This is a genomic window from Nonomuraea sp. NPDC049695 (genome assembly GCF_040674955.1).
Classification (GTDB): Bacteria; Actinomycetota; Actinomycetes; order Streptosporangiales; family Streptosporangiaceae; genus Nonomuraea; species Nonomuraea helvata.
Genome location: NZ_JBFANV010000011.1, coordinates 1 through 21,691, shown reverse-complemented (window position 1 = coordinate 21,691; position 21,691 = coordinate 1). Strand labels below are relative to the sequence as shown.

Here is a 21,691-nt window from a genome sequence, read left to right as displayed (position 1 = left end):
GACGAGGGGGTGCGACGGGTGCCGGAAGGCCGGTTGACGCTTGAGGATCGCGAGCAGATAGCCCAAGGCCTGGCCGAAGGGCTCGGGGTGACCGAGATCGCCCGGCGACTGGGCAGGCCGACCTCCACAATCAGCCGCGAGGTGAACCGCAACGGCGGCGTCGGCGGCTATCGCCCGGAGCAGGCGCACGAGGCGACGCGACAGCGCGCCCGGCGTCAACGCTCCAAAGCAGTCACATCACCGGAGCCACCTGCGGCCAGGACCCAAGAGGCGGAGGACAAGCTCACCGACGTTCTCGTCGCTTCGGGACTGACGCGGATGTCCGCACGGGTGCTGGCCTGCCTCTGCCTCACCCACAGCGGCGGCCTCACCGCCGCCGACCTCGTCAACCATCTGCACGTGAGCCCGGCGTCCATCTCGAAGGCAGTCGCCGAACTTGAGGTGATGAACCTGATCGGCCGGGAACGAGACCACCCGCGCCGCCGGGACCGCTACATCGTCGACAACGAGATCTGGTACCGGTCGCTTCTGGCCAGCGCGCAATTCAACACCAACATCGCTATGGTCGCCCGCGAAAGCGCCGAAGCCCTCGGCCGTTCGACCCCGGCCGGAGCCCGGATGGACGCCATGAGCGAATTCTTCGAGCATGTGGGACGCGAAACCATCGCCGTGGCCCAGCGGTACCGCCATGTCCTCACCCGCTGAGGCGTCTCGGAACTCACCGCGTGGCCGATAAGGCCGCTGCTCAGGCCGCAATATACGGCCGCTCGTCGGCGAGGCGATCGATGGCGATGAGGGTGCCGTCCAAGAGGGCGCAGGCCGGCCGTGACGCTCGTTCTACGATGGCGTGCACGTCGTCGGCCATCGCGGCCAACAGGCCGACGCTTTCGCGGACGTAGCGCCAGGCTGTGCCGATGCCGATGCCGATGCCGATGCCGATGCCGATGCCGATGGCGAAGCCGGCGGCCGGGCGTCTCCGCAGACCCATCCTCACCAGGGCCGTCACGACGGAAAGAACTCATTCATTGACAGCTGCCTCGACAGCTCGTTTCCCGCGAGGATGCACATTCGATATGCCGTACTCGCACTTCTCCTCGGCAGAGAATTCCAAGAAAGCGGAGGCCCTTACGAACTCCGGTGCACCCGGCGACATCTAACGGCATAGAGCAAGAGGTTCGGAGCGTCTCGCGCAGGCCACGGGGAGTGGATGGTCCGCTTGCGAGAAATGGCGGCACCGGAGCGCGATGTCCACGCGGCGGCTCGCGTGAACGCTCGAAAACAGCTGAGCATACGGGAGGGCACCATGAGAACGACGTTCGGCGGAGCGGCGCTGGTGACCGGCGCGCTCGTCCTGGCGAGCGTGAGCGGCGGCCTGCCGGCACAGGCCGACTCGGCGGCGGCCGTTCGGGCCACGGCTGCGTCGGTGAACACCGGCGCCTCGGCGGCCCAGGTCAGCAGGTGTGATCGGAGCAACGACGCCAAGAAGTACGCTCTTCCCCACAAGAGCGACATCGTCGTCAAGATCGACCACTGCATCACCAAGAGGAAGTCCGGCAGCGGCTACAAGCTCTCCTCCAGCCTGACCATGCTCTGGGACGAGCTCAGCGAGCATTTCGGTTCGATGTACCGGTTCAATCATTTCTACGTCTACCTGTACGTCAACAAGAGAAACAATGGCGGTGGCGGCGACAAGAATCTCAAGAGAACTATGTGCGACTTCACCGACGCCCTCAACGCGCGCAGGGAAAGCGCCATCGGGTGCTACACGCCGCCGGTGAACTACAGCAAGAAGTACGACTACTACTCGGACGTGTTCGTCGTCGCCGACGTCGCGAGCGACGGTAAGGGCGAGATTTACTGGGCCCTCGACCGTTCGAAGTACATCTACTGAATCTTTTCAGCCTCCCTGCGCCATCCCCTGGCTTCTCCCCGGGCATGGCGCAGGGCGGGACGGGCAACCAGTCGCTGATCCTCGCACAGCGGCCGATCTCCTCGCCGCGGTTCCCCGGGCTACGACCCGCCGAAAGATTAATTCCTCATGAGTCAAGCGTGAACTTTTGAGATACAACTGGCATCTGATAGGTCGTGATCCACAAGGTCCCATTTGCCGCCCCCGCCCTCCTGGACATCTCCGCGGTGCTCATCACTTGCCGTGCGCTCGCGGAAGGGGGTGCATGACGGGCGCCCGCAGGGCGGCAGCCAGTGGATCCGGGTCGGCAACAAAGTGCTCGCCGAAAAGCCGACACACACATCACCGGAACAACGAAGAGGCGTGAGCCTGCCTCCGATCAGGCCGGCCCCATCCGGGGCCACCGCGAATCACTCGAAAGGATTGTGGAGAACAGCATGAGCAATGCATGGCTGAAGATGGCGTCCACGCTGGTTGTCGTGGTGTCGGGGGTGGCCCTGGCCGCGGGTCCCGCCGCGGCGGACGGCACCCGGCGGATCCAGATCGCGACGGCAGGGCAGTGCCTCGATGTGCGCGGCTTCAGCCCGAAGAACGGGACACCGGTCCAGCTGTGGAAGTGCAACCACAATGCCAACCAGCTATGGATCATGCGCCCCGACGGCACCATCCGTAATTCGCTCAACGGAAAGTGCCTCGACGTGCGGGGCTACAACCCCAAGAACCGGGCCGTGGTTCAGATGTGGAAGTGCACCGGCAATGCCAATCAGCAGTGGTACTGGTCGTCTTCGAAGTTCGACGGCTACAGGACGCTTCGAAGCCGGCTGAACAACAAATGCCTGGACGCGAGGGGGAGGAAGTCCACGAACGGCACGCCACTGCAGATGTGGTCATGCCGCCCGGTCTGGAACCAGGCCTTCCGCTGGGCCTGACGCCGGTGTGAGGCTCCCCTGCGGCACGGACACCTGAGGTGAGATCAGAACCACGGCTACGCCCGCCGCGTCCAAGATCTCATGGAGCATACTGGGCGGCGAGGGTTAGGCATCGTCATGGCAGCGGTCCTGCTGCTGGTGGGCTATGGCTGTGCGGTGCCGCAGGCGGCCCCGCTGCCCGCGCCCGACAAGGCGGTCATGTCGGTCGAGGAGATCGCCGACCGGCTGAAGGGGCATCTGGATGCGGACCTCACGGAGGACGGGCAGCACCGCGCCTGGTCGCTTCGGGGACCTCTTATGTCGCAGTGCTGGCAGAAGAACGGCATGGAGAAACGGTCGTCGCCGCAGGGCGTGCCCGCCTACAGCGCGGGCTTGAAAGTGGCGGAGCTGCCGGTGTCGCCGCTGTGGGTGCGGTTCTGGCTCACCTCGCCCGGGCAGGCGAACGACTTGCTGGAGGCCGTCCGTCACGCGGCCGAGGTGTGTGCGCGCGGCTCCGGCGACGCCCGCATCGACGACTATGCCCGTGGCGGCTGGCGAGGCACCCTGCTGGCGACCGCCGGACCGCACAACTCCGACAACAGCGACTGGGCCGTCGACGGTGCCGTCGTGGCCGCCCGCGGCCCCCTTCTGGCCGAGGTGTCGTGGTACTGGCCCACCGAGTACGGCGAAGGTCCGGCCCCGGAGGAGGTGTCGCAAGGTGTCGCCGCCGTCGCGTCCGTGCTGGCTGCCGTCGGCGGCGATCCGGAAGGGCGGAGCCCTGGGTCGACGGGAACGACGGCCGCTCTGGCCGCCGCGCTGCCGCCGCCGTCGGCGTACGAGAAAGACATGGTGGTCTGGGACGGTATGGAAGATCCCGACCTGACCTGCAGGACCTTGCTGGAGCGTGAGCGCATGCCCTCCGCCGTGCCCGTACTCGCACGTACGCTCACGGGCCGGGTCACCGTGCGTGAAGAGGTGGCCGTCCTGCCGGACGAGCAGACGGCCGAGAGGGCGCGCCGTCTGCTTGTCACACCGGCCGACGAGCTGAAGAGCATCGACGGCAACACTTTCGTCACCCCCTGCGACAAGCAGGACGACGTTCAGGACGTCCAGTACGTCAGAGTCCCGTACACGATCGAGCCCTTCACCCGAGGTCCATGGAGCGGAGAGCTGGCCGGCCTCGCCGTGCGCCGGCCCGACCTGCCGCCCCACCCGACATCCCGCGACTCTGTCGCGCACGTCGAGGTGGTCGTGCGGCGTGGAACCACGGTCGCCCGCCTGACCTGGCAGGGTCCTGCGGGCATGGATCTGGCGGCGGCGGTGCGCGAGGGTCGCGAGGCCGTCGCGCACACCCTCGACCTCCTGTCCTGACCCTGCGGCGAAGGACGGAACGCCGAGGTGCGGCAGACGATCGACCACGTCAGCGACCGGAGCGCGGGCGGGCTGCTGGGGACGGCGGTGGCCGAGGCGCTGCCGCCGCACCTCCCGGCCATCCTGGTCACCGAGCCGGTCGCCCCCGACCTGGGACGGGGCCTTGGGATTGATCGAGGAGCGTTTCGGCGAGGCGGCGGACGCTGGCGCGTAGTTCGTCCGGGGATGTGATGGTGAAGGGGTAGCCCAGGCCGGCGAGCATGGTGGCGGCGCCGTCGAGGGATTCGGCGCGCATGCTCAGCAGTGTCCCGTCCGGTACGGCGGTGAGCTCCGCGATGGAGGGCGGGATGCGCCGAGCGGCTTCGGCGAGCGGGACGTGCAGGATGACCTTGACGGTATGGGTGTAGGGCACACGGGCCAGCGATGAGATGACATGCCGGACCGGGTCGGAGTCCTCGGGGATGTCGTAGGTCGCCGCGCCTGGGGTGACCGAAGCGATCCGGTCGACACGGAACGTACGGGTCTCGCCAGACCGGTGGTCGTGTCCGGTGACGTACCAGCGTCCGGAGTGGAAGACCAGGCCATGGCCGTCCAGATCGCGTTGGGTCTCCTCGCCCTTCCACGAGCGGTAGCGGAGGGTGACGCGGCGGCGGTCGCGGATCGCGGCGGCCAGCGTCAGCACGGCCCGGCTCGCCGGTGCTGCGCCGGCACGCTCGGTGAGGGTGAAGTCGAGCGTCTCCTCCAGCGCGCCGACCTCATCCCGCAGCCGCACCGGCAGGACCCGGAGGATCTTGGCCAAGGTGGCGTCGGCGGCCCCGGCCACCACGCCCAGGCGACGCGCGGCGCGCAAGCCGACGACGGCGGCCGTCGCCTCGTCGTCGGTGAGCATCAAGGGCGGGAGCCGGTAGCCGGGCATCAGCCGGTAACCGCCGTACCTGCCGCGCTCGGCGGCGACCGGGATCCCGAGGTCGGCGAGCCGGGCCGCGTACCGCCGGACGGTCCGCTCGTCCACGCCGAGCCGGTCGGCGAGGTCGCGACCGCCGAGCCGGTGATGGGCCTGGAGCAATTCGAGCATCGCCAGCACACGGGTCGTCGGCTGTGACACAGGTCTCTCTCTTTATCCGGACGGGTTCTGCCCGGTATCGAGCTTAGTGTGTCGCCATCGCTCGAACGGAAGGACGATGACCATGGCGAATTACGTGCTGATCCCCGGTTTCTGGCTCGGAGCCTGGGTGTGGGACGAGGTGGCGCGAGAGCTGCGCGAGGCCGGGCACGAAGTGCGGCCCGTGACGCTGACCGGGCTGGCCGAGCGGGCCGGCGAGCTGTCGGCCGAGGTCGGCGTCGAAACCCACATCGCCGACATCCTCGCGGCGATGGACGGCCTGGATGACGTCGTCCTGGTCGGACACAGCGGAGCCAACGTCCCCGTGACCGGGGTCGCCGACCGGCATCCCGAACGGCTCCGCCGCGTCGTCTACATCGATACCGCACCCCTGCCGTCCGGCATGGCCGTGATCGACTTCAACGACCCGGACACCCAGAAGGCCTGGCGCACCCAGGTCGGCGACGGGTACGCCCTCGACGTGCCGCACTTCGAGCAGGGCGATGGGCAGTTCGCGGGCCTGACCGATGAGCACCTGGCGCTGATCCGGGCGAAGGCCACCCCGGAACCCTGGGGCGCGGCGATCCAGTCCATCCTGCGGCCGGAACAGATCCCCACGACCCCCAAGACCATGATCACTTCCACGATGCCTCTCGCGGTCATCCGCCGGCTGATCGACTCTGGCAACCCGCTGTTCGCCCCGATCGCGTCCCCCGAATGGACATTCACCGAACTCCCCACCGGCCACTGGCCCATGCTCTCCCGCCCAGCAGACCTCGCCGCCCTGCTCTGACCCGTCGAACCGGGTCACGGACCGGTGGCCGGCCGGGCGTGCATCGGCTCCACTCGGCCGGCCAAGCGCGGCGAGTTCTCCTCCAGGTCAGGGCGGTGTCGGCGAAGCGTGAACACAGAACCGGTTCGGCTTGCCTAGATCATCTTCAGGTAGCCTGACCACACCAGATCAACTTCACCCGTCCAAACGGGACAAGCCCGTTGCCGTCAATGCGTGGAGGTGACATCGATGTTGAACTACGGCCTTGACATGTCCGGTGTAGAGCTCGACCTTGCTCTGCCCGACCTGGTGGCTGAAGGGGATGAGCTTGACGCGCTGGTATCAGCGCAGGCCGACTGGTCGAAGCCGACGCCGGCGGTGGGGTGGACGATCGCCCACCAGATCGCTCATCTTGCTGCAGCTGATGCGAACGTTCTCATCGCCATACGGACTCCGGAGGCGTTCGACGCCGTGCTGAAGCAGGCGGAAGCCGCAGGCAGCCAATACGCTGATCTCGATGCCGCCGCCGGAGCCGCCAAACCGCGATCGGTGCTGCTGGAACAGTGGCGCGCTGGTCGAGCCGAGGTGGCGGCGGAGTTACGTGACGTCACCCTGGACCAGGGATTTCCGTGGTACGGCTCGCAGTTGACCGCAGCGCTCATGGTGCCGCTTCGACTGATGGAGACATGGGCTCACGGGCAGGACGTTTTCGATGCGCTGGGTGTTTCACGCCGTCCGACGGGTCGGCTCCAGCACGTGGCCTCGTTGGGAGTGGTAGGGCGAGAGCTGTCGTTCTACGCTGCCCAATTGCCTGTCCCGGCAGAGCCGTTCCGTATCGAGCTCACCGGTCCCGACGGCCAGACCTGGGTCTGGGGCCCGGAAGATGCCGAGCAACGGGTTCAGGGCAGTGCCCTCGACTTCTGCCTTCGAGTCACCCAACGCAGGTCCCGAGCCCAGACCGACCTCACGGCAGTCGGCGAGGATGCGGATAAGTGGCTTGACATCGCTCGGGTCTTCCTCTGAAGAGGCCGCAGTTGCTTCCCGCCGACGGCATGCTCGCCGAACTCGCTGCGACGACCGGGCCGGAGTACTGGGCCGCGGACGGCGTGCACCCGACGCCGGCCGGTCACGCCGCGCTCGCGGCGTCCTGGCTGCGCCTGGTCGCGTGAACTGGTCCCAACCTCCGCTCTCGGGCCGACTACCATGTGATCGTGACCGCGAGCCCCCGACATGTCCGTAAAGGGGCTGCCCCGAGTATTCGAGACGTGGCCGCCGCGGCCGGCGTCTCGCATCAGACCGTCTCGCGCGTGCTGAACGACTCACCCCGGGTGCGGCCCGACACCCGTGCCGCGGTGCTGGCCGCGATCGAGCGGCTGGGGTTCCGTCCCAACCGGGCCGCCCGCACGCTCGGCCTGGGCCGGGCCAGCGGCGTCACCGTCGTGACCTCCAACACCATGCTGTACGGCTACGCCGCCACCCTCCAGGGCATCGAGGAGGCGGCCAGGACCGAGGGCGTGGCGCTGGGGATCAGGGTCGTGGAGTCCGCCGAGGTGCGGCAGACGGTCGACTACGTGAGCGATCCGAGCGCGGGCGGGCTGGTGGTGATCGCGTTCGACCCGCTGGGGACGGCGGTGGCCGAGGCGCTGCCGCCGCACATCCCGGCCATCCTGGTCACCGAGCCGGTCGCCCCCAATCTGGGACGGGTGGCGATCGCTCTGGACGAGCGCCGGGCCGCCGCCGACGCCACCCAGCACCTGCTCGACCTCGGGCACCGCACCGTCCACCACGTGGCCATCCCGTCCGAGGGCCGCGCCGGAGGACGGCACGAGGGCTGGCGCGACGCGCTGTGCCGGGCGGGCGCGGAGATCCCCTCGGTGCTGGCGTGCGGATGGGACCTCGAGTCTGCGTACGCGGCGGGGGAGCAGTTGGCCCGGTCCCCGGACGTGACGGCGATCCTGTGCGGCAACGACGACATCGCGCAGGGGGTTCGGCGGGCGCTCTACGACGCGGGGAAGGACGTTCCCGGGGACGTCAGCATCGTCGGCTTCGACGACATCCCCGGCTCGGCCTTCTGGACGCCGGCGCTGACCACCGTACGGATGGATTTCGCGGGATTGGGCCGGGCCTGCTTCCACGCGGCGCTGGCCGAGCTGGGCGGGCACCCGCAACCGGCCATCTCGCTGGTCCCGCCGCGCCTCATCGTCCGCGAGTCCACCGCACCCCCGCGTCACCCGTGAGCGGCCGCTGCCCCAATCCGGTCACCGGCGATACGCGTGGCATGCTCATGAGCCGGAGACTCACTCGAAGGAAAGCCGCCTGCGCATGGACCGGACATCGGTCTGACTCAGCCCAAGCGGCCTGATCCGCACGTGGACTCCGGCTCGACGACACCTTGCTGCGGTGTGGGGGTGGCGGCAAGGACGGTGATGTGCTGCTCGGAGCAGATGATGAGGTGTCCAGCGGGGGTGATGGCGACGGCGGTGACAGGGCGGGGAAAGGACAGGTCGGAGCCGATCTGCTGGTAAGTGTTGAGATCCCAGACCTGAGCGGTCCAGAGGGTGCCAGTGACCGCTATCGGCCGTCCGTCGACGACTGCGGCAGCCAGAGCTTCGCCGGCGCTGGCCTGCAGTTGGGCGATGGCCCGGCCCGCGGTGATGTCCCACACCGTGACCGGATCACCGTATTGACGGCTGGTGAGGGCGATAGGCCTGCCGTCGACGGTCGTGGTGGCGGCGATCTTCCAAACGGGATCGCCGTACAGAGGGGTGGGGCGAGGGCCGGTATCGCGGTTGGTCGCCAGGTCTCTGATCCGCAGGCCGCCCTGCCGGGTGCCGACCACAGCACTCGGCCGGCCGTCGAAGGTGGTGACGGCCAGACCGTGAACGCGGCGGCTCTGATCGGCGCGAGGTCGGATGGTCTGCTCACCGGCACTCACGTCCCAGATGCGGATGATCTTGTCAGTACTGGCAGTCACGGCCAGGAGCCGGCCGTCCACGACGGCGGTCGCCAGCGCGCATATGGGGCCGGGGTGACCGGTGAACGGTTCGCCCACCTGTTCACCGGTGGCCGGGTTCCAGACACGTACCGTGCCGTCGGCGCCACCGCTGAGCACGATCAGCCGACCGTTCACCACTGCGGACGTGACACATTCCACCGCGCCGGTGTGACCAGTGAGCGGGTCGCCCACCGGTTCACCTGATCGCAGATCCCACATGCGCACCGTCGCGTCTTGGCTGCCGGTGACCACCACCTCGCGGCCCTCCAGCACACCGCTGGTGACCGCATCGATGCCGGCCGCGTGCCCCGGACGAGGAAACCCGCCCGCACTTCCCGTGCAGTCCGCACCAGAGGCCAGATCCCACACCTGCACTGTCTTGTCGGAAATGCCGGAGACCGCTATCAGGCGGCCATCCAGCATCCCCGTGGCCACCGCCTGCACCATGCCGACGGGGCGGGTGAGCGGGTCGCCCACCTGCCGGCTCGCGACCAGGTCCCACACCCGCACGGTGCCATCGTCGCTGCCGGAGACCGCCACCGGCCGGCCGTTCAGCACCCCCGTGGCGACCGCGTTCACGTCGCCGGTGTGGCCGATGAGCGGGTCACCCATCGGTTCACCCGATTGCAGATCCCACGCCCGAACCGTGCGGTCGTCGCTGCCTGAGACCGCCATCGGACGGCCGTCCACCACCCGGACCGCCACCGCATTCACCTTGTCGGTGTGGCCGACGAGTGGGTCGCCGACCTCCTGGCCGGTGGCCACGTCCCACACCCGCAGCGAGCCTTCCCAGGTGCCGCAGACCGCCACCAGCCGATTGTCCAGGGCTCCCGTCGTCACGGCGTTCACCTGGCCGGCGTGGGCGTTGAGCAGGTCACCTATTACGTGGCGAGTGGCTAGATCCCATACGCGCACGCTGTCATCGCCGACACCGACAGTGACCGCTATCAGGCGGCCATCGAGCATCCCCGTTGCCGCCGCCGCCACCCCGTGGCTGTGGCAGATCAGTGGGTCGCCCATCTGCCGGCCAGTGGCCAGATCCCACACCCGGAGCGGGCCCTCCCAACTGCCGGAGACCGCCACCAGGCGGTCATCCAGCATCCCCGTTGTCACTGCCGTCACCCATTCGGTGTGGCCGGTCAGTGGGTCGCCTATCTGCCGGCCGGTGGCCAGATCCCACACCCGGAGCGGGCCCTCCCAGCTGCCGGAGACCGCTATCAGACGGCCATCCAACATCCTCGCCGTCGCCACCGCCGTCACCGTGCCCGCGTAGCCGAACTGGTAAGGCGCCTCCACCGGCTGTCCGGTGGCCAGATCCCGACCGCTCCACCTCGTCGTCCACTGCACCTCCCACCCAGCAGCATCGGCTGACGAAAGCACCTCACCGGAAAAACGCTCGGATGACATGGCGCACAGCGTAGTTGCCGCCACTGGCAAAAGATCATCTTTTCCGCGATAAGCAGGAAGGGCGCAAGCCGACGGTTCCCGACAGGAACCCAAAAGCGGCTGTGCCGTCATGTCCTCCCAGGCAAGGCGCCCTCGCCTCCTCAACCCGCGGCCCGGCATGACGGCCGCCCAGACCTCGGCGGGGGGCCAGGCGCGCTGCCAAGAGGGACGCCGGACGGGTCTGGGCCGTGAGCGAGTACTTCGTCGCGCGGGACGATGTCCATTTCGTCCTCGGGTGCGGCTCGTCCGTCCCCGAGCAGGACGAAGCGCTCTTCTCCGCCATCGTGGAGCAGTTCGAGATCTGGCCCGAGGAGCCGCCGCAGGCGGACTGAGCGCGGACGGCGGCGCGGGCTCGCCCTTGGGTGAGCCCGCGCCCCCGCCGGGTCACCAGTTGGCGGGCAGTCCGGGCGTCGTGGCGGGCAGCGCGCGGTCCTGCGGGTGGATGATGTACGCGACGCCGCCGCTGCTCGAGCTCCGCAGCCAGACGTTCTCGAAGTCGGCGCGCGGATACACGTGCCGCACGGCGTCGTTGCTCGACGAGGCGGGGTCGTTGGCGATCACGTCACCCGACGCGGTGAAGCCGACGATCGCCATGAGGTGCCCGTTGGTGCCGTACCCGGCGCCCGGCAGCTCGCCCTTCTTGAACGACTGCGACGTGATGACCGGAATGCCCGCCTTGATCAGCAGTTCCAGCTCCGTCAGCGACCGCAGCCGCGTGACGAACCCGTCCATCCCGTACCGCCCCGCATAAGCGGTGTTGAACGGCCAGTTGCCCGCCCCCTGGTACGCGTGGTCGTACGTGTAGCGGGCGGCGTAGTCGACCTCGGGGTTCGGGTCGGAGGGATCGACCCAGGAGGTGTCCTCGGCGCTCGGCCACTTGTCCCAGTAGCCGAGGACCATGGTGGTCGAGGTCGGGCTGCACCACGCCTCGCCGCCGCCGTCCCATTCGGGGTAGTGGCCCTGGTGGACGTTCTGGGAGCGGCGCGGCACGGCCAGCTCCGTCCCCCATGCGCCGCCGCTCGGGCTGACCGGCACGGTCTTGCGTTCCGGCACGTTGGAGGCCATGACGCCGGACGTGCGCACGCGCGGTGTCACCGAGGAGCCGGGCGCGCGGTAGAGGGTGAGGCGCAGCTGGTAGGCGCTGATGGGCTTGCTGGCCGCCGCGACCAGCGTGTCCACCGCGACGCTGGCGTTCGCGTCCCCCTGTCCCGGTACGGAGGTGCGGCGGATGTCGCCTTCCGCGTACGCCCACCGGCCGAGCGAGTACCACTTGGTCAGCCCTTCGGCGTTCCTGGCCCGGGCCTCGACCTGCATCCAGCTGCCCGGGGGCACATCGGCGGTCCAGGACGCGATCAGCTGGGTGGCCGGGAAGCCGATGGCCCGTTCGGGGCCGGTCCAGCGGGCGTACTCCCAGGTCTTGGTGCCGAGCGCGTCGGTGTAGGAGACGGTGCCGACGGCCTGGCCGAACACCAGGCCGTTCCCGGCTCCCGTGCCCTCGTACGTGCCGGTGGCGAAGTCGGCCCGCTGGAAGACGACGTCAGGTGTGACGGCGGCGGGCTTGATCTCCGCGCCGGCGGGGGCGGAGACGGTCGTGACCAGCACAAGGCTGGACAGGAGCACGGTCAGCGCACGCATGAACCCACCTTCTCGGGCGGCAATGGTCGCGGCCGACATTAGGGAGAACCGGCTGGTAAAGCATCCGGAAATCTACGTACTCGCTCCAGCCTCGCTATTTTCATGGATTCCGAAATATTTCAGACTATGTCATCGCAGGTGGGGGCAGGCTATGGCCAAAGGCATGCCGAAATATTTCTGCCCAATGTTGACACATTTCGGCGATCTCCTCAGACTGACCTTCCAAGGTGAGCTCTCCGTACCGCTATGTCCGCCCCCAGCGTTCCGGAGGAACGACATGAGTCTCAAGCCCGCGCTCGTCGCAGGCGCACTCGGCGTGACCTTGGTGATGTCCATGGCCACCGCGGCCGGCGCCGCCAGCGCGCTCGGCGCCTCCGCCGCGGAGAAGGGCCGCTACTTCGGCGCCGCCGTGGCCGCCAACCACCTCGGCGAGTCCGCGTACGCCACCGTGCTCGACCGCGAGTTCAACTCGGTCACCCCCGAGAACGAGATGAAGTGGGACACGACCGAGCCGTCGCGCGGCTCGTTCAACTTCGGCCCGGCCGACCAGATCGTCAGTCACGCCCAGAGCCACGGCATGAAGATCCGCGGCCACACGCTCGTCTGGCACTCCCAGCTCCCCGGCTGGGTGAGCGGCCTGTCCACGGCCACCGACGTGCGCAACGCCATGAACAGCCACATCAACGGCGTCATGGCGCACTACAAGGGGAGGATCCACTCGTGGGACGTGGTCAACGAGGCCTTCCAGGACGGCTCCAGCGGCGCCCGCCGTAGCTCAGTCTTCCAGCAGCGCATCGGCAACAGCTACATCGAGGAGGCGTTCAGGACGGCCCGCGCCGCCGACCCCGCCGCGAAGCTCTGCTACAACGACTACAACATCGACGACGCCAACGCCGCCAAGACCCGCGCCGTGTACAACATGGTCGCGGACTTCAAGCAGCGCGGCGTGCCGATCGACTGCGTCGGCCTGCAGTCCCACTTCAACAGCGCGTCCCCGGTGCCCGGCAACTACCAGCAGAACATCCAGCAGTTCGCCAACCTCGGCGTGGACGTGCAGATCACCGAGCTGGACATCGAGGGCTCCGGCACCGCCCAGGCCAACAGCTACCGCAGCGTGGTCAACGCCTGCCTGGCCGTCTCACGCTGCGCCGGCATCACGGTCTGGGGCGTCACCGACAAGTACTCCTGGCGCAGCAGTGGCACCCCGCTGCTGTTCGACGGCAACTACAACAAGAAGCCCGCCTACGACGCCGTCCTGTCCGCCCTCGGCGGCTCCGGCTCCAGCACGCCCCCTCCGGGCGGCGGCAGCTGCACGGCCACCGTCACGCAGGGCTCGCAGTGGAGCGACCGCTTCAACCTGTCCGTCGCGGTGTCCGGCACCAGCACGTGGATCGTCACGGTGACCCTGCAGAGCCCGCAGAAGGTCATCAACACCTGGAACGGCACGCCGACCTGGGACTCGAGCGGGTACGTGATGACCATGCGGCCCAACGGCAACGGGAACACGTTCGGCTTCACGATCCAGCACAACGGCAACTACAACTGGCCCGCGGTGTCCTGCCGGGTGGGCTGACCCCCTGTTCGTGTGTGGTGTGGTGTGCTCCGGGTGCCGCCACACCACACACCTGTCGGGGCCTCAGCTCGTGTAGTGCGGGGCCAAGGTGACGAACTGGTAGAGGTCGACGGCTAGGAGAAGACAGAAAGCCGTGAAGGCCGCCCTGCTTCGCCACAGGAAGGCCGTCGCCGCCAGGGTGAACAGGACGGCGAAAGCCGATGCCGTGGTCGCGAACATCACCGAGTTCGTCGAGCGCGGAACACCGCCGGACCCGAGTGAGGAAACGCCGCACCCGAGGTAAAGGCTTCGCCACAGGGGCGCATGGTTCCGGTTGGGGGGTCCCCGTGGGTTCGGCGGGTGGGAGCAGGATCGTCCCCGGTCAGGCAGGTGCGGCAGGTTGCGGCGGAGGGGACGAGATGGTCATCCGGGGGATCGCGGGAGTCGTCGCGCTCGCCGCATTGGGCGGGGGGACTGTTGCGGCTCCGGTCGGGGCGCTGTTGCGGGTCACCGGGACCGTCACCCCGGATCCCATGGTCATCGGCGCGCAGTCCGTCTACATGGTGACCGTCGAGAACGCCGGACGCGGCGACGCCGAGAACGTGACGATCGTCAACAACCTCGATCCGAACACGACCGCCGGCCTCCTGTCCGACGACTGCGCCCTCGTCAACCGGGGCGCCACCGTCGTCTGCGGCGGTGCCGGGCTGGCGATCCCGCCGGGGTCGAGCGTGACGTATGAGATTCCGGTCACGCTCGACCCGGCACTTCCGGACGGCACGCGCGTCACCAACAAGGTCGAGGTCTCGGCCACGGGGACGGACGGCCGCTCGACGCGGATGATCAACCCGGCGCGGGCGCGGGCCAAGGCAGGTCCGCCCGCCGCCCCTGACGCCGGGGGCTCCGACAAGTGCGCCACCGTTCACAAGGGTGCTCGAAACGGTGGGAACGGCCGTCCCTGCGCGGCCGGCGGTGCCGAGCCCGCCCAGCCGCCGAGCGCCGGCCCGGCCACGTCTCCCGCCCGCGGCACCGATCCGGCCCGCGGCACCGATCCGGCCCGTGGCACTGATCCGGTCCGTGGCACCGAGCCCACTCGTGCCGCCGGTCCCGCTCCCGTCAGCGGTTCCGAGACGTCGGCCCCGTCAAAGCCGGACCCGTACGGGAGCTCCGCGGGAGGCGGCGATACGAGGCCCGGGAGCGGGCAGCCGCCCGCCCTGGACGGGACCGGAGGCGTGCTCCATGTCATTCACGGCGGAGGCATCATCAAGGGCGGTCCCACCGCGGGGCCGCACCGGCGCCGTCCCGGTGGCGGGCGCGGGTCTGACGAGCAGCCCGCCGCCGAGGTGGGCTCCGGTCAGCGCCGCCCGCGGCCGTCGCCCGGGGAAGCGGAGAGGCGGGACGATGACGGCGCCGTCCTTCCGCTGAGCGGGGTGTCGGTGTGGCTGGTGGGCCTGGGCGTCCCCATGCTCGTCGCCATCGGCCTGCTCGTATGGCAATTCTCCGGCTCCAACCGCCGCCCCAGCACTGGCAGCGCCGTTGGCGACCGCGTCGTCGCCGGGCGCCCCGGCCGCGCGGCGAGGCGTCGGGAGCAGCCCGGCGAGGCGTCCTGAGCTCAGCGGGAGGCCAGCGCGTCCCGGGTCCACGAGCCGAGCACCAGCAGCGTCTTGGTCCCGGTCACGTCACCGGCCCGGCGCAACCGGTCGATGACCTGCTGCAGGTGCCCGAGATCGCGTACCCGTACATGGATCAGGGCGTCGGGATCGCCCGCGATGGTGAACACCGCCTGCACCTCGGGCGCGTCGGCGGCGGTGCGGATGATCTCGCTCACCGGAGTCGTGCCCGGATACCGCAGCTCCGTGAACGCCTCGATGCCCCACCCCAGCTTGGAGTAGTCGATCTGCACGCTGAACCCCGTGATCACCCCGATCTCCCTGAGCCGGTCGACCCGCCGCTTCACCGCCGCCACCGACAGCCCCACCAGCTGCGCCATCTCCGAGAACGTCCTGCGCCCGTCCTCACGCAGCAGCCGCAGCACCCGGTGATCGATGTCGTCCACGTCTGCCATGCGAGAACCCCCTCCATCAGGCGCAAAGAACGTCAGCCACCAAGGCCCTAGCCCTCATATAGTTTGCGTCTTCCGCCCACTTTCTCATCTAATACTTGCGCATGTCATGTCCGCGTTGCTGTGCTGGGAATCAACGGTGAATCCCGATGCGCGGTAGGAAGCCAGGAGGTTCGCGTGAGCGTGACTCCCGTGTCGCTCGACGACAAGTACACGGCGGCGGACGGTCGGGTGCTGATCTCCGGCATCCAGGCCCTGGTCCGCCTGACGCTGGAGCAGCGCCGACTGGACGAGGAGCGCGGGCTGGACACGCGGGTGTTCGTCTCCGGCTACCAGGGCTCGCCGCTGGCGGGCGTGGACATGGAGATGGGGCGGGCGGCGCGCTTCCTTGACCAGGCGGGCGTGGTGTTCCAGGCCGGCCTGAACGAGGAGCTGGCCGCCACGTCGGTGGCCGGCACCCAGCTGCTCGACCAGGTGCCGGGCCGGCGGCACGACGGCGTGACGGGCTTCTGGTACGGCAAGAACCCCGGCCTCGACCGGGCCGCCGACGCCCTCAGGCACGCGAACGTGTCCGGCACGGCGCCCCTCGGCGGCGCGGTGGCCTGGATCGGCGACGACCCCGGCTGCAAGTCGTCCACGCTGCCCAGCTCGTGCGAGCCCATGTGCCAGAGCCTGTCCATGCCGCTGCTCGCGCCCGGCTCGGTGGCGGAGATCATCGAGTTCGGGCTGCACGCGGTGGCCCTGTCACGCGCCACCGGGCTCTGGGCGGGGCTGAAGATCGTCGCGGACATCGCCGACGCGTCCGCCACCGTCGACCTCGGGCCGCTGCGCGCCGGCATCCCGGTGCCCGACAAGCGCGAGCGCGGCTCCGCACCCATCCTGCTCGGCCCGGCCGCGCTGGACGCCGAGCACGACATGCTCACCCGCCGCCTCGACCTGGCCCGCGAGTACGCGCGCACGCACGGCCTGAACCGGGTGATGTCCGGGGAAGGCAACACCAGGCTCGGCATCCTGGCCTCCGGCACGACGTACGCGGTGGTGCTGCGCGCGCTGGCGGACCTCGGCCTCGACGCCGCGGCGATGGACGAGCACGGGGTACGGCTGATCAGGCTCGCGATGCCGTTCCCGCTCGCGTACGACGACCTGGCCGCCATGACGTCCGACCTGGACAAGGTGCTGGTGGTCGAGGACAAGGTGCCGTTCCTGGAGGGCCAGCTCAAGCAGGCCCTGTACGGGAGCGGCCGCGCGCCGGCCGTCGTGGGCCGGGAGCTGCTCACCGCCCGCGGCACCCTGGGCGCCGAGGACGTGGCCAAGGCCATCGCCACCTGCCTGGGCAAGGAGCCCGCCCCGCGACCCCGTAAGAAGGGACGCGTCATGCTGCCGCTGGTGGCCACGCGCACCCCTTACTTCTGTTCCGGCTGCCCCCACAACACCTCCACCCGCACCGCCGAGGGCACGCTGGTCGGCGTGGGCATCGGCTGCCACGCCATGATCGCGCTGGACGGCCACGGCCGCGGCACCCAGGTGGGCATCACCCAGATGGGCGGCGAGGGCGCCCAGTGGATCGGGCTGGCGCCGTTCACCGGTGACCGGCACTTCGTGCAGAACCTCGGCGACGGCACCTTCCACCACTCCGGCTCCCTGGCGATCAGGGCCGCCGTCGCGGCCGGGGTGCGGATGACGTACAAGCTGCTCTACAACGACGCCGTGGCCATGACCGGCGGTCAGCGGGCCGAGGGCAGGCTGGACGTGCCCGCGCTGACGCACGAGCTGGCGCTCGAGGGCGTGCGCCGCGTGGTCGTCACCACGCCGGAGCCCGAGACGTACCGGGGCGTGCGGCTGGCGGGCATCGCGTCCGTACGGCACCGCGACGACCTGCCCGAGGTGGAAAAGGAGCTCGCCGAGCTCGACGGCGTGACCGTGCTGATCCACGACGACCGGTGCGCGGCGGAGGAGCGGCGGCTGCGCAAGCGCGGCAAGCTGCCCACGCCGACCCAGAAGGTCGTGATCAACGAGCGGGTCTGCGAGGGCTGCGGCGACTGCGGCGAGGCGTCGACGTGCCTGTCGGTGCAGCCGGTCGAGACCGAGTACGGCCGCAAGACCCGCATCCACCAGGCCTCGTGCAACACCGACCTGAGCTGTCTCAAGGGCGACTGCCCGTCGTTCCTCCTGGTCGAGCCGGGCACCAGGCCGCGCAGGGAGACGCCGCCGCCTCCGGAGGCGCCCGAGCCGGCGAGCAGGCCCAGCGAGGCCCTGATCAGGATGCCCGGCATCGGCGGCACCGGCGTCGTCACCGTCTCGCAGATCCTGCAGATGGCGGCCCACCTCGACGGGCTGAACGCGGCCGGGCTGGAGCAGACCGGGCTGGCGCAGAAGGGCGGGCCGGTGGTCAGCGACGTCCGGATCTCCGCGCGCCCCGTGGACGGCTCCGTGCGTGCCTCGCAGGGGAGCGCCGACGTGGTCATCGGCTTCGACCTGCTGGGAGCGGCCGCCGAGACGAACCTGGCCGTCGCCGCGCCGGAACGCACCGTCGCGATCCTGAACACCTCCGTCGTGCCGACCGCCGCCATGGTGACCGGCCGGGTCGCCGTTCCCGGGCACGCCGACGCGGTCGCGCGCGTCGCCTCCGCCGCCAAGCGCGTCGAGTGCCTGGACGCCCAGGGACTGTCGGAGTCGCTGTTCGGCGACCACATGCCGGCGAACCTGCTCCTCCTCGGCGCCGCCTACCAGCACGGCTGCCTGCCGGTCTCCGCCGCCTCCATCGAGCGCGCCATCACGCTCAACGGGGCCGCCGTCGAGAAGAACCTCGCCGCCTTCCGCTGGGGCCGCGCCGCCGTGGCGAACCCTCTTGTGGAGGAAGCGGAGGAACCGGAAGGGCTGGAGGAGGCGGTGGCCACGCGGGTCGCCGACCTGACCGGCTACCAGAACGCGGCCTACGCCCGTACGTACGAGCAGGACGTGCGCCGGGTGGCGGCCGAGGCGGTCGAGCGGGCCGGCGAGGAGGCGGGCACGGCGATCGGGCTCGCGTACGCCCGCGCCCTGCACAAGCTCATGGCCTACAAGGACGAGTACGAGGTCGCCCGCCTGCACCTCGATCCGGTGGAGAAGGAGCGCAGGGAGCGCGAGTTCGGCGCGGACGCGGTCGTGTCGGTGCTGCTGCACCCGCCGCTGCTGCGGGCCATGGGCCTCAAGCGCAAGATCAAGGTACGCCGCGGCGCCGGGATCATGTTCCGCGGGCTGCGGGCCGCCAAGGTGCTGCGCGGCACGGCGTTCGACGTCTTCGGCCACGCCCATGTGCGGCGCGTCGAGCGCGAACTGGTCACCGAGTACCGCGACCTCATGCGTACCGCGCTGGCCGGCCTGACCCCCTCGACCGCCGAGGCCGTCGCGGAGATCGCGGGCCTGCCCGAGCTGATCCGGGGGTACGAGGACATCAAGCTCGCCCGGGTAGCAGAGTTCCGTGAGCGTGCCAGGACCGCGCTCGCACGGCTGGACGAGCCCGCCATGAGCCAGGAGAGATCATGACCGTCGAACGGCTGCTGCCCGATCAGGACGCCAAGGACCTCATCGAGCTGACCCGCGAGATCGCCGACAAGGAGCTCGCGCGCCGGGTCGACGAGCACGAGCGCGCCGAGACCTACCCGGAGGGGCTGTTCGCCACGCTGGGCGCGGCGGGGCTGCTCGGGCTGCCGTACCCGGAGGAGTTCGGGGGCAGCGGGCAGCCGTACGAGGTGTACCTGCAGGTGATCGAGGAGCTGGCCATGCGCTGGGCGGCCGTCGCGGTCGCCACCAGCGTGCACACCCTCGCCTGCTTCCCCGTCGCCGCCTTCGGCACCCCGTCGCAGCGCGAGCGGTGGCTGCCCGACATGCTGGCCGGCCGCCTGATCGGCGGCTACAGCCTGTCGGAGCCGCAGGCGGGGTCCGACGCCGGGGCGCTGACCTGCAAGGCGGAGCGGGTCGAGACCGGCTACCGGATCACCGGCAGCAAGGCGTGGATCACCCACGGCGGCATCGCCGACTTCTACGCGCTGTTCGCCCGCACGGGCGAGGGCTCCCGGGGCATCTCCTGCTTCCTGGCGCCGGGGGCGGCCGACGGGCTGACGTTCGGGCGGCCGGAGGAGAAGATGGGGCTGCACGCCGTGCCGACCACCAGCGCCCACTGGGACGGGGCCGTCCTGGAGGACGACCGGCTGCTCGGCGAGGAGGGTCAGGGCCTCCAGATCGCCTTCAGCGCCCTCGACTCGGGCCGGCTCGGCATCGCCGCCTGCGCCACCGGCCTCGCGCAGGCCGCGCTCGACGAGGCGGTGGCGTACGCGAAAGAGCGGCAGACGTTCGGCAAGCGCATCATCGACCACCAGGGGCTCGGGTTCCTGCTGGCGGACATGGCGGCGGGGGTGGGAAGCGCCCGGGCCACCTACCTCGACGCGGCCCGCCGCCGGGACGCCGGGCTGCCGTACAGCAAGCAGGCCAGCATCGCGAAGCTGGTCGCCACGGATGCGGCGATGAAGGTCACGACGGACGCGGTGCAGGTGTTCGGCGGGTACGGGTATACGCGCGAGTTCCGGGTCGAGCGTTACATGCGCGAGGCCAAGATCATGCAGATCTTCGAGGGCACCAACCAGATCCAGCGCCTGGTCATCAGCCGGCACCTTGCCCAGTGACCTCTGACATGCGAAAACCCCGCCTGCCAGTGTTGGGAGGCGGGGTTCGCGGTCTCGTGTTCGGGGCTTAAATGATCACTGTTCCGTCCCTGTTCCGTGAGAGACCTCGCGCGGACGGAGCAGTCGGTCGTCGATCGCCTTGCGGGCGCGGTCGTGGGAGCCGGGCATCATGTGGCCGTAGACGCGGAGGGTGAAGCCTGGGTCGGCGTGGCCGAGGTACTCGGCGAGTTCCCTGACCGAGACGCCGCCGGCCAGCATGACGCTGGCGTAGTAGTGCCGGAGCTGGTGCAGCCCCTCCTTGCGCGAGGTGACGTAGCGCTTCCGTTGGCGGGGGTCCTTGTCCGGCGGCGGGATCACGTCCGCTTGAACGAGTGCGGGCTTCCAGACGGTCTCGCTGTAGGTCCGGGATCTGATGTAGCGGTCGTCTGTCCACCGGAAGATCAGGTTGTGCGTGCGCGGCTTGCCGTCCAGCTTCTCCCAGGGCATTGAGCAAACCAGCGGGCGATAGACCGAGACGTGCCACTTGACGGCCTCGGCCGCCCAGTCGGGAAGCGGGACGACTCGTTCCCGGTCGTTCTTCGGCAGGGCGTAGGCGTGATCGCTGCCCAACTTCTTGATCTGTCGGCGTACACGGAGAACGCGTTCCTCGAAGTCGATGTCCTCCAGGGCAAGGCCGAACAGCTCACCCTGCCGCAGTCCGCAAGCGGCCCCGATCATGGGGAGCAGGCGAAATAGCGGAGGGTGAGCGTCGATCACCGCGCTGACCCTTTCGTCCGACCAGGCGATGATCTCCTCGGCAGATCGTTTGGGAACCTGAACAACGGGTGACTTGGCGGGACTGCGCTTGATCACTTCGTCGGCGACGGCGAGGTTGAAGATGCCCTGGAGGACCAGGAAGGCCGTCTGCACGGTCGAGGTGCCGAAGCGGCTGCTCAGGTCGCTGATCCACGCCTGGACGTGTGATGGCTTGATGCTCTTCACCTGGCGCTTGGCGAAGGTCGGCGCGACGTGCAGACGGTGGATGTACTCGTAACGGATCTTCGTCGCTGGATCGACGATGCGCGATGCCAGCCAGCGCTTGGCCAACTCGCCGAACAGCACCTTGCCCGCATTGGGGTCGATGTAGTCGCCGCGGGCGATGTCGGCGCCCATGGTGGCGATCTTTCGCTCGGCGTGTCAAAGGCCCTCCCGGGCGGATTCCAGGGGTCGTTGCAACACGGCTTGTCAGCTGGCTTCGGTCAGGAGCTTAGCGAGACGCTCGGCTGGGGTGTCCCAGCC

The 21,691-nt window shown here is 69.5% G+C and carries 19 protein-coding genes and 2 pseudogenes; 14 read left to right on the top strand and 7 right to left on the bottom strand.

All coding sequences use genetic code 11. The annotated features are described in order from the left end of the window. Positions 1 to 27: 27 nt before the first annotated feature. Both AB0J64_RS12630 and AB0J64_RS12625 read left to right on the top strand, forming a co-directional pair. Positions 28 to 153, top strand: a pseudogene (locus tag AB0J64_RS12630) (helix-turn-helix domain-containing protein); the annotation flags it as partial. Beyond that, positions 142 to 705: a helix-turn-helix domain-containing protein gene (locus AB0J64_RS12625; protein ID WP_364025299.1), complete on the top strand. Its 564-nt coding sequence runs from the start codon at positions 142 to 144 to the stop codon at positions 703 to 705. The pseudogene AB0J64_RS12630 and the gene AB0J64_RS12625, both read left to right, overlap by 12 nt. Before the next feature lie 52 nt (positions 706 to 757). Here AB0J64_RS12625 and AB0J64_RS12620 read toward each other — a convergent pair. Continuing rightward, positions 758 to 922, bottom strand: a pseudogene (locus AB0J64_RS12620) (IS5/IS1182 family transposase); the annotation flags it as partial. Positions 923 to 1,225: 303 nt separating this feature from the next. On the opposite strand from AB0J64_RS12620, the gene AB0J64_RS12615 reads away from it, so the two are divergent. From AB0J64_RS12615 to AB0J64_RS12605, 3 genes are all read left to right on the top strand, one after another. Next, the gene (locus AB0J64_RS12615) at positions 1,226 to 1,891 is read left to right on the top strand and encodes a hypothetical protein (protein ID WP_364024913.1); all 666 of its coding nucleotides are present in this window, start codon (positions 1,226 to 1,228) and stop codon (positions 1,889 to 1,891) included. A gap of 455 nt (positions 1,892 to 2,346) precedes the next feature. After that, the gene (locus AB0J64_RS12610; RefSeq protein WP_364024910.1) at positions 2,347 to 2,838 is read left to right on the top strand and encodes an RICIN domain-containing protein; all 492 of its coding nucleotides are present in this window, start codon (positions 2,347 to 2,349) and stop codon (positions 2,836 to 2,838) included. Positions 2,839 to 2,955: 117 nt separating this feature from the next. Continuing rightward, on the top strand, positions 2,956 to 4,188 hold the full coding sequence (locus AB0J64_RS12605; RefSeq protein WP_364024907.1) for a hypothetical protein: 1,233 nt from the start codon (positions 2,956 to 2,958) through the stop codon (positions 4,186 to 4,188). A gap of 127 nt (positions 4,189 to 4,315) precedes the next feature. On the opposite strand, the gene AB0J64_RS12600 is transcribed toward AB0J64_RS12605, so the two are convergent. Further along, complete coding sequence (locus AB0J64_RS12600) at positions 4,316 to 5,293, bottom strand: YafY family protein (protein ID WP_364024904.1); 978 nt, start codon at positions 5,291 to 5,293, stop codon at positions 4,316 to 4,318. Between the two features lie 82 nt (positions 5,294 to 5,375). Here AB0J64_RS12600 and AB0J64_RS12595 point away from each other — a divergent pair, with 82 nt between their 5' ends. The 4 genes from AB0J64_RS12595 (at position 5,376) to AB0J64_RS12580 (ending at position 8,299) form a co-directional block, all read left to right on the top strand. Further along, entirely contained in the window at positions 5,376 to 6,083 is a 708-nt protein-coding gene (locus AB0J64_RS12595; RefSeq protein WP_364024901.1) for an alpha/beta fold hydrolase, read from the top strand. Between the two features lie 228 nt (positions 6,084 to 6,311). Continuing rightward, the gene (locus tag AB0J64_RS12590) at positions 6,312 to 7,085 is read left to right on the top strand and encodes a TIGR03084 family metal-binding protein (protein WP_364024898.1); all 774 of its coding nucleotides are present in this window, start codon (positions 6,312 to 6,314) and stop codon (positions 7,083 to 7,085) included. An 11-nt stretch (positions 7,086 to 7,096) separates the two neighbouring features. After that, a complete protein-coding gene (locus tag AB0J64_RS12585; protein WP_364024895.1) occupies positions 7,097 to 7,231 on the top strand; it encodes a hypothetical protein in 135 nt (44 codons plus the stop codon). A gap of 96 nt (positions 7,232 to 7,327) precedes the next feature. After that, positions 7,328 to 8,299, top strand: a complete 972-nt coding sequence (locus AB0J64_RS12580; protein ID WP_364024892.1) for a substrate-binding domain-containing protein — start codon at positions 7,328 to 7,330, stop codon at positions 8,297 to 8,299. A gap of 107 nt (positions 8,300 to 8,406) precedes the next feature. Here the strand turns inward: AB0J64_RS12580 and AB0J64_RS12575 are convergent, their stop codons facing one another. Beyond that, positions 8,407 to 10,464, bottom strand: a complete 2,058-nt coding sequence (locus AB0J64_RS12575; protein ID WP_364024889.1) for a WD40 repeat domain-containing protein — start codon at positions 10,462 to 10,464, stop codon at positions 8,407 to 8,409. 227 nt (positions 10,465 to 10,691) lie between these two features. On the opposite strand from AB0J64_RS12575, the gene AB0J64_RS12570 reads away from it, so the two are divergent. After that, positions 10,692 to 10,835, top strand: coding sequence for a hypothetical protein (locus AB0J64_RS12570; protein WP_364024886.1), 144 nt, complete (start codon positions 10,692 to 10,694; stop codon positions 10,833 to 10,835). Positions 10,836 to 10,887: 52 nt separating this feature from the next. On the opposite strand, the gene AB0J64_RS12565 is transcribed toward AB0J64_RS12570, so the two are convergent. Then, complete coding sequence (locus AB0J64_RS12565) at positions 10,888 to 12,138, bottom strand: C39 family peptidase (RefSeq protein WP_364024883.1); 1,251 nt, start codon at positions 12,136 to 12,138, stop codon at positions 10,888 to 10,890. Positions 12,139 to 12,415: 277 nt separating this feature from the next. Between AB0J64_RS12565 and AB0J64_RS12560 the strand changes: the two genes are divergently transcribed. Further along, entirely contained in the window at positions 12,416 to 13,711 is a 1,296-nt protein-coding gene (locus AB0J64_RS12560) for an endo-1,4-beta-xylanase (protein WP_364024880.1), read from the top strand. Positions 13,712 to 13,774: 63 nt separating this feature from the next. Here the strand turns inward: AB0J64_RS12560 and AB0J64_RS12555 are convergent, their stop codons facing one another. Then, positions 13,775 to 13,930, bottom strand: coding sequence for a hypothetical protein (locus tag AB0J64_RS12555; RefSeq protein WP_364024877.1), 156 nt, complete (start codon positions 13,928 to 13,930; stop codon positions 13,775 to 13,777). A gap of 179 nt (positions 13,931 to 14,109) precedes the next feature. Between AB0J64_RS12555 and AB0J64_RS12550 the strand changes: the two genes are divergently transcribed. Further along, positions 14,110 to 15,300 carry a hypothetical protein gene (locus tag AB0J64_RS12550; RefSeq protein WP_364024874.1) on the top strand — a complete coding sequence of 397 codons (1,191 nt, stop codon included), beginning with the start codon at positions 14,110 to 14,112 and terminating at the stop codon, positions 15,298 to 15,300. 2 nt (positions 15,301 to 15,302) lie between these two features. Here the strand turns inward: AB0J64_RS12550 and AB0J64_RS12545 are convergent, their stop codons facing one another. Further along, the gene (locus AB0J64_RS12545; RefSeq protein WP_344986070.1) at positions 15,303 to 15,755 is read right to left on the bottom strand and encodes an Lrp/AsnC family transcriptional regulator; all 453 of its coding nucleotides are present in this window, start codon (positions 15,753 to 15,755) and stop codon (positions 15,303 to 15,305) included. Positions 15,756 to 15,929: 174 nt separating this feature from the next. On the opposite strand from AB0J64_RS12545, the gene AB0J64_RS12540 reads away from it, so the two are divergent. Both AB0J64_RS12540 and AB0J64_RS12535 read left to right on the top strand, forming a co-directional pair. Continuing rightward, positions 15,930 to 19,277, top strand: coding sequence for an indolepyruvate ferredoxin oxidoreductase family protein (locus tag AB0J64_RS12540; protein WP_364024870.1), 3,348 nt, complete (start codon positions 15,930 to 15,932; stop codon positions 19,275 to 19,277). Continuing rightward, positions 19,274 to 20,413, top strand: a complete 1,140-nt coding sequence (locus AB0J64_RS12535; protein ID WP_364024867.1) for an acyl-CoA dehydrogenase family protein — start codon at positions 19,274 to 19,276, stop codon at positions 20,411 to 20,413. The genes AB0J64_RS12540 and AB0J64_RS12535 overlap by 4 nt, the downstream gene beginning before the upstream one ends. A 75-nt stretch (positions 20,414 to 20,488) precedes the next feature. On the opposite strand, the gene AB0J64_RS12530 is transcribed toward AB0J64_RS12535, so the two are convergent. Next, complete coding sequence (locus tag AB0J64_RS12530; protein ID WP_364024864.1) at positions 20,489 to 21,565, bottom strand: site-specific integrase; 1,077 nt, start codon at positions 21,563 to 21,565, stop codon at positions 20,489 to 20,491. Positions 21,566 to 21,691: the final 126 nt, after the last annotated feature.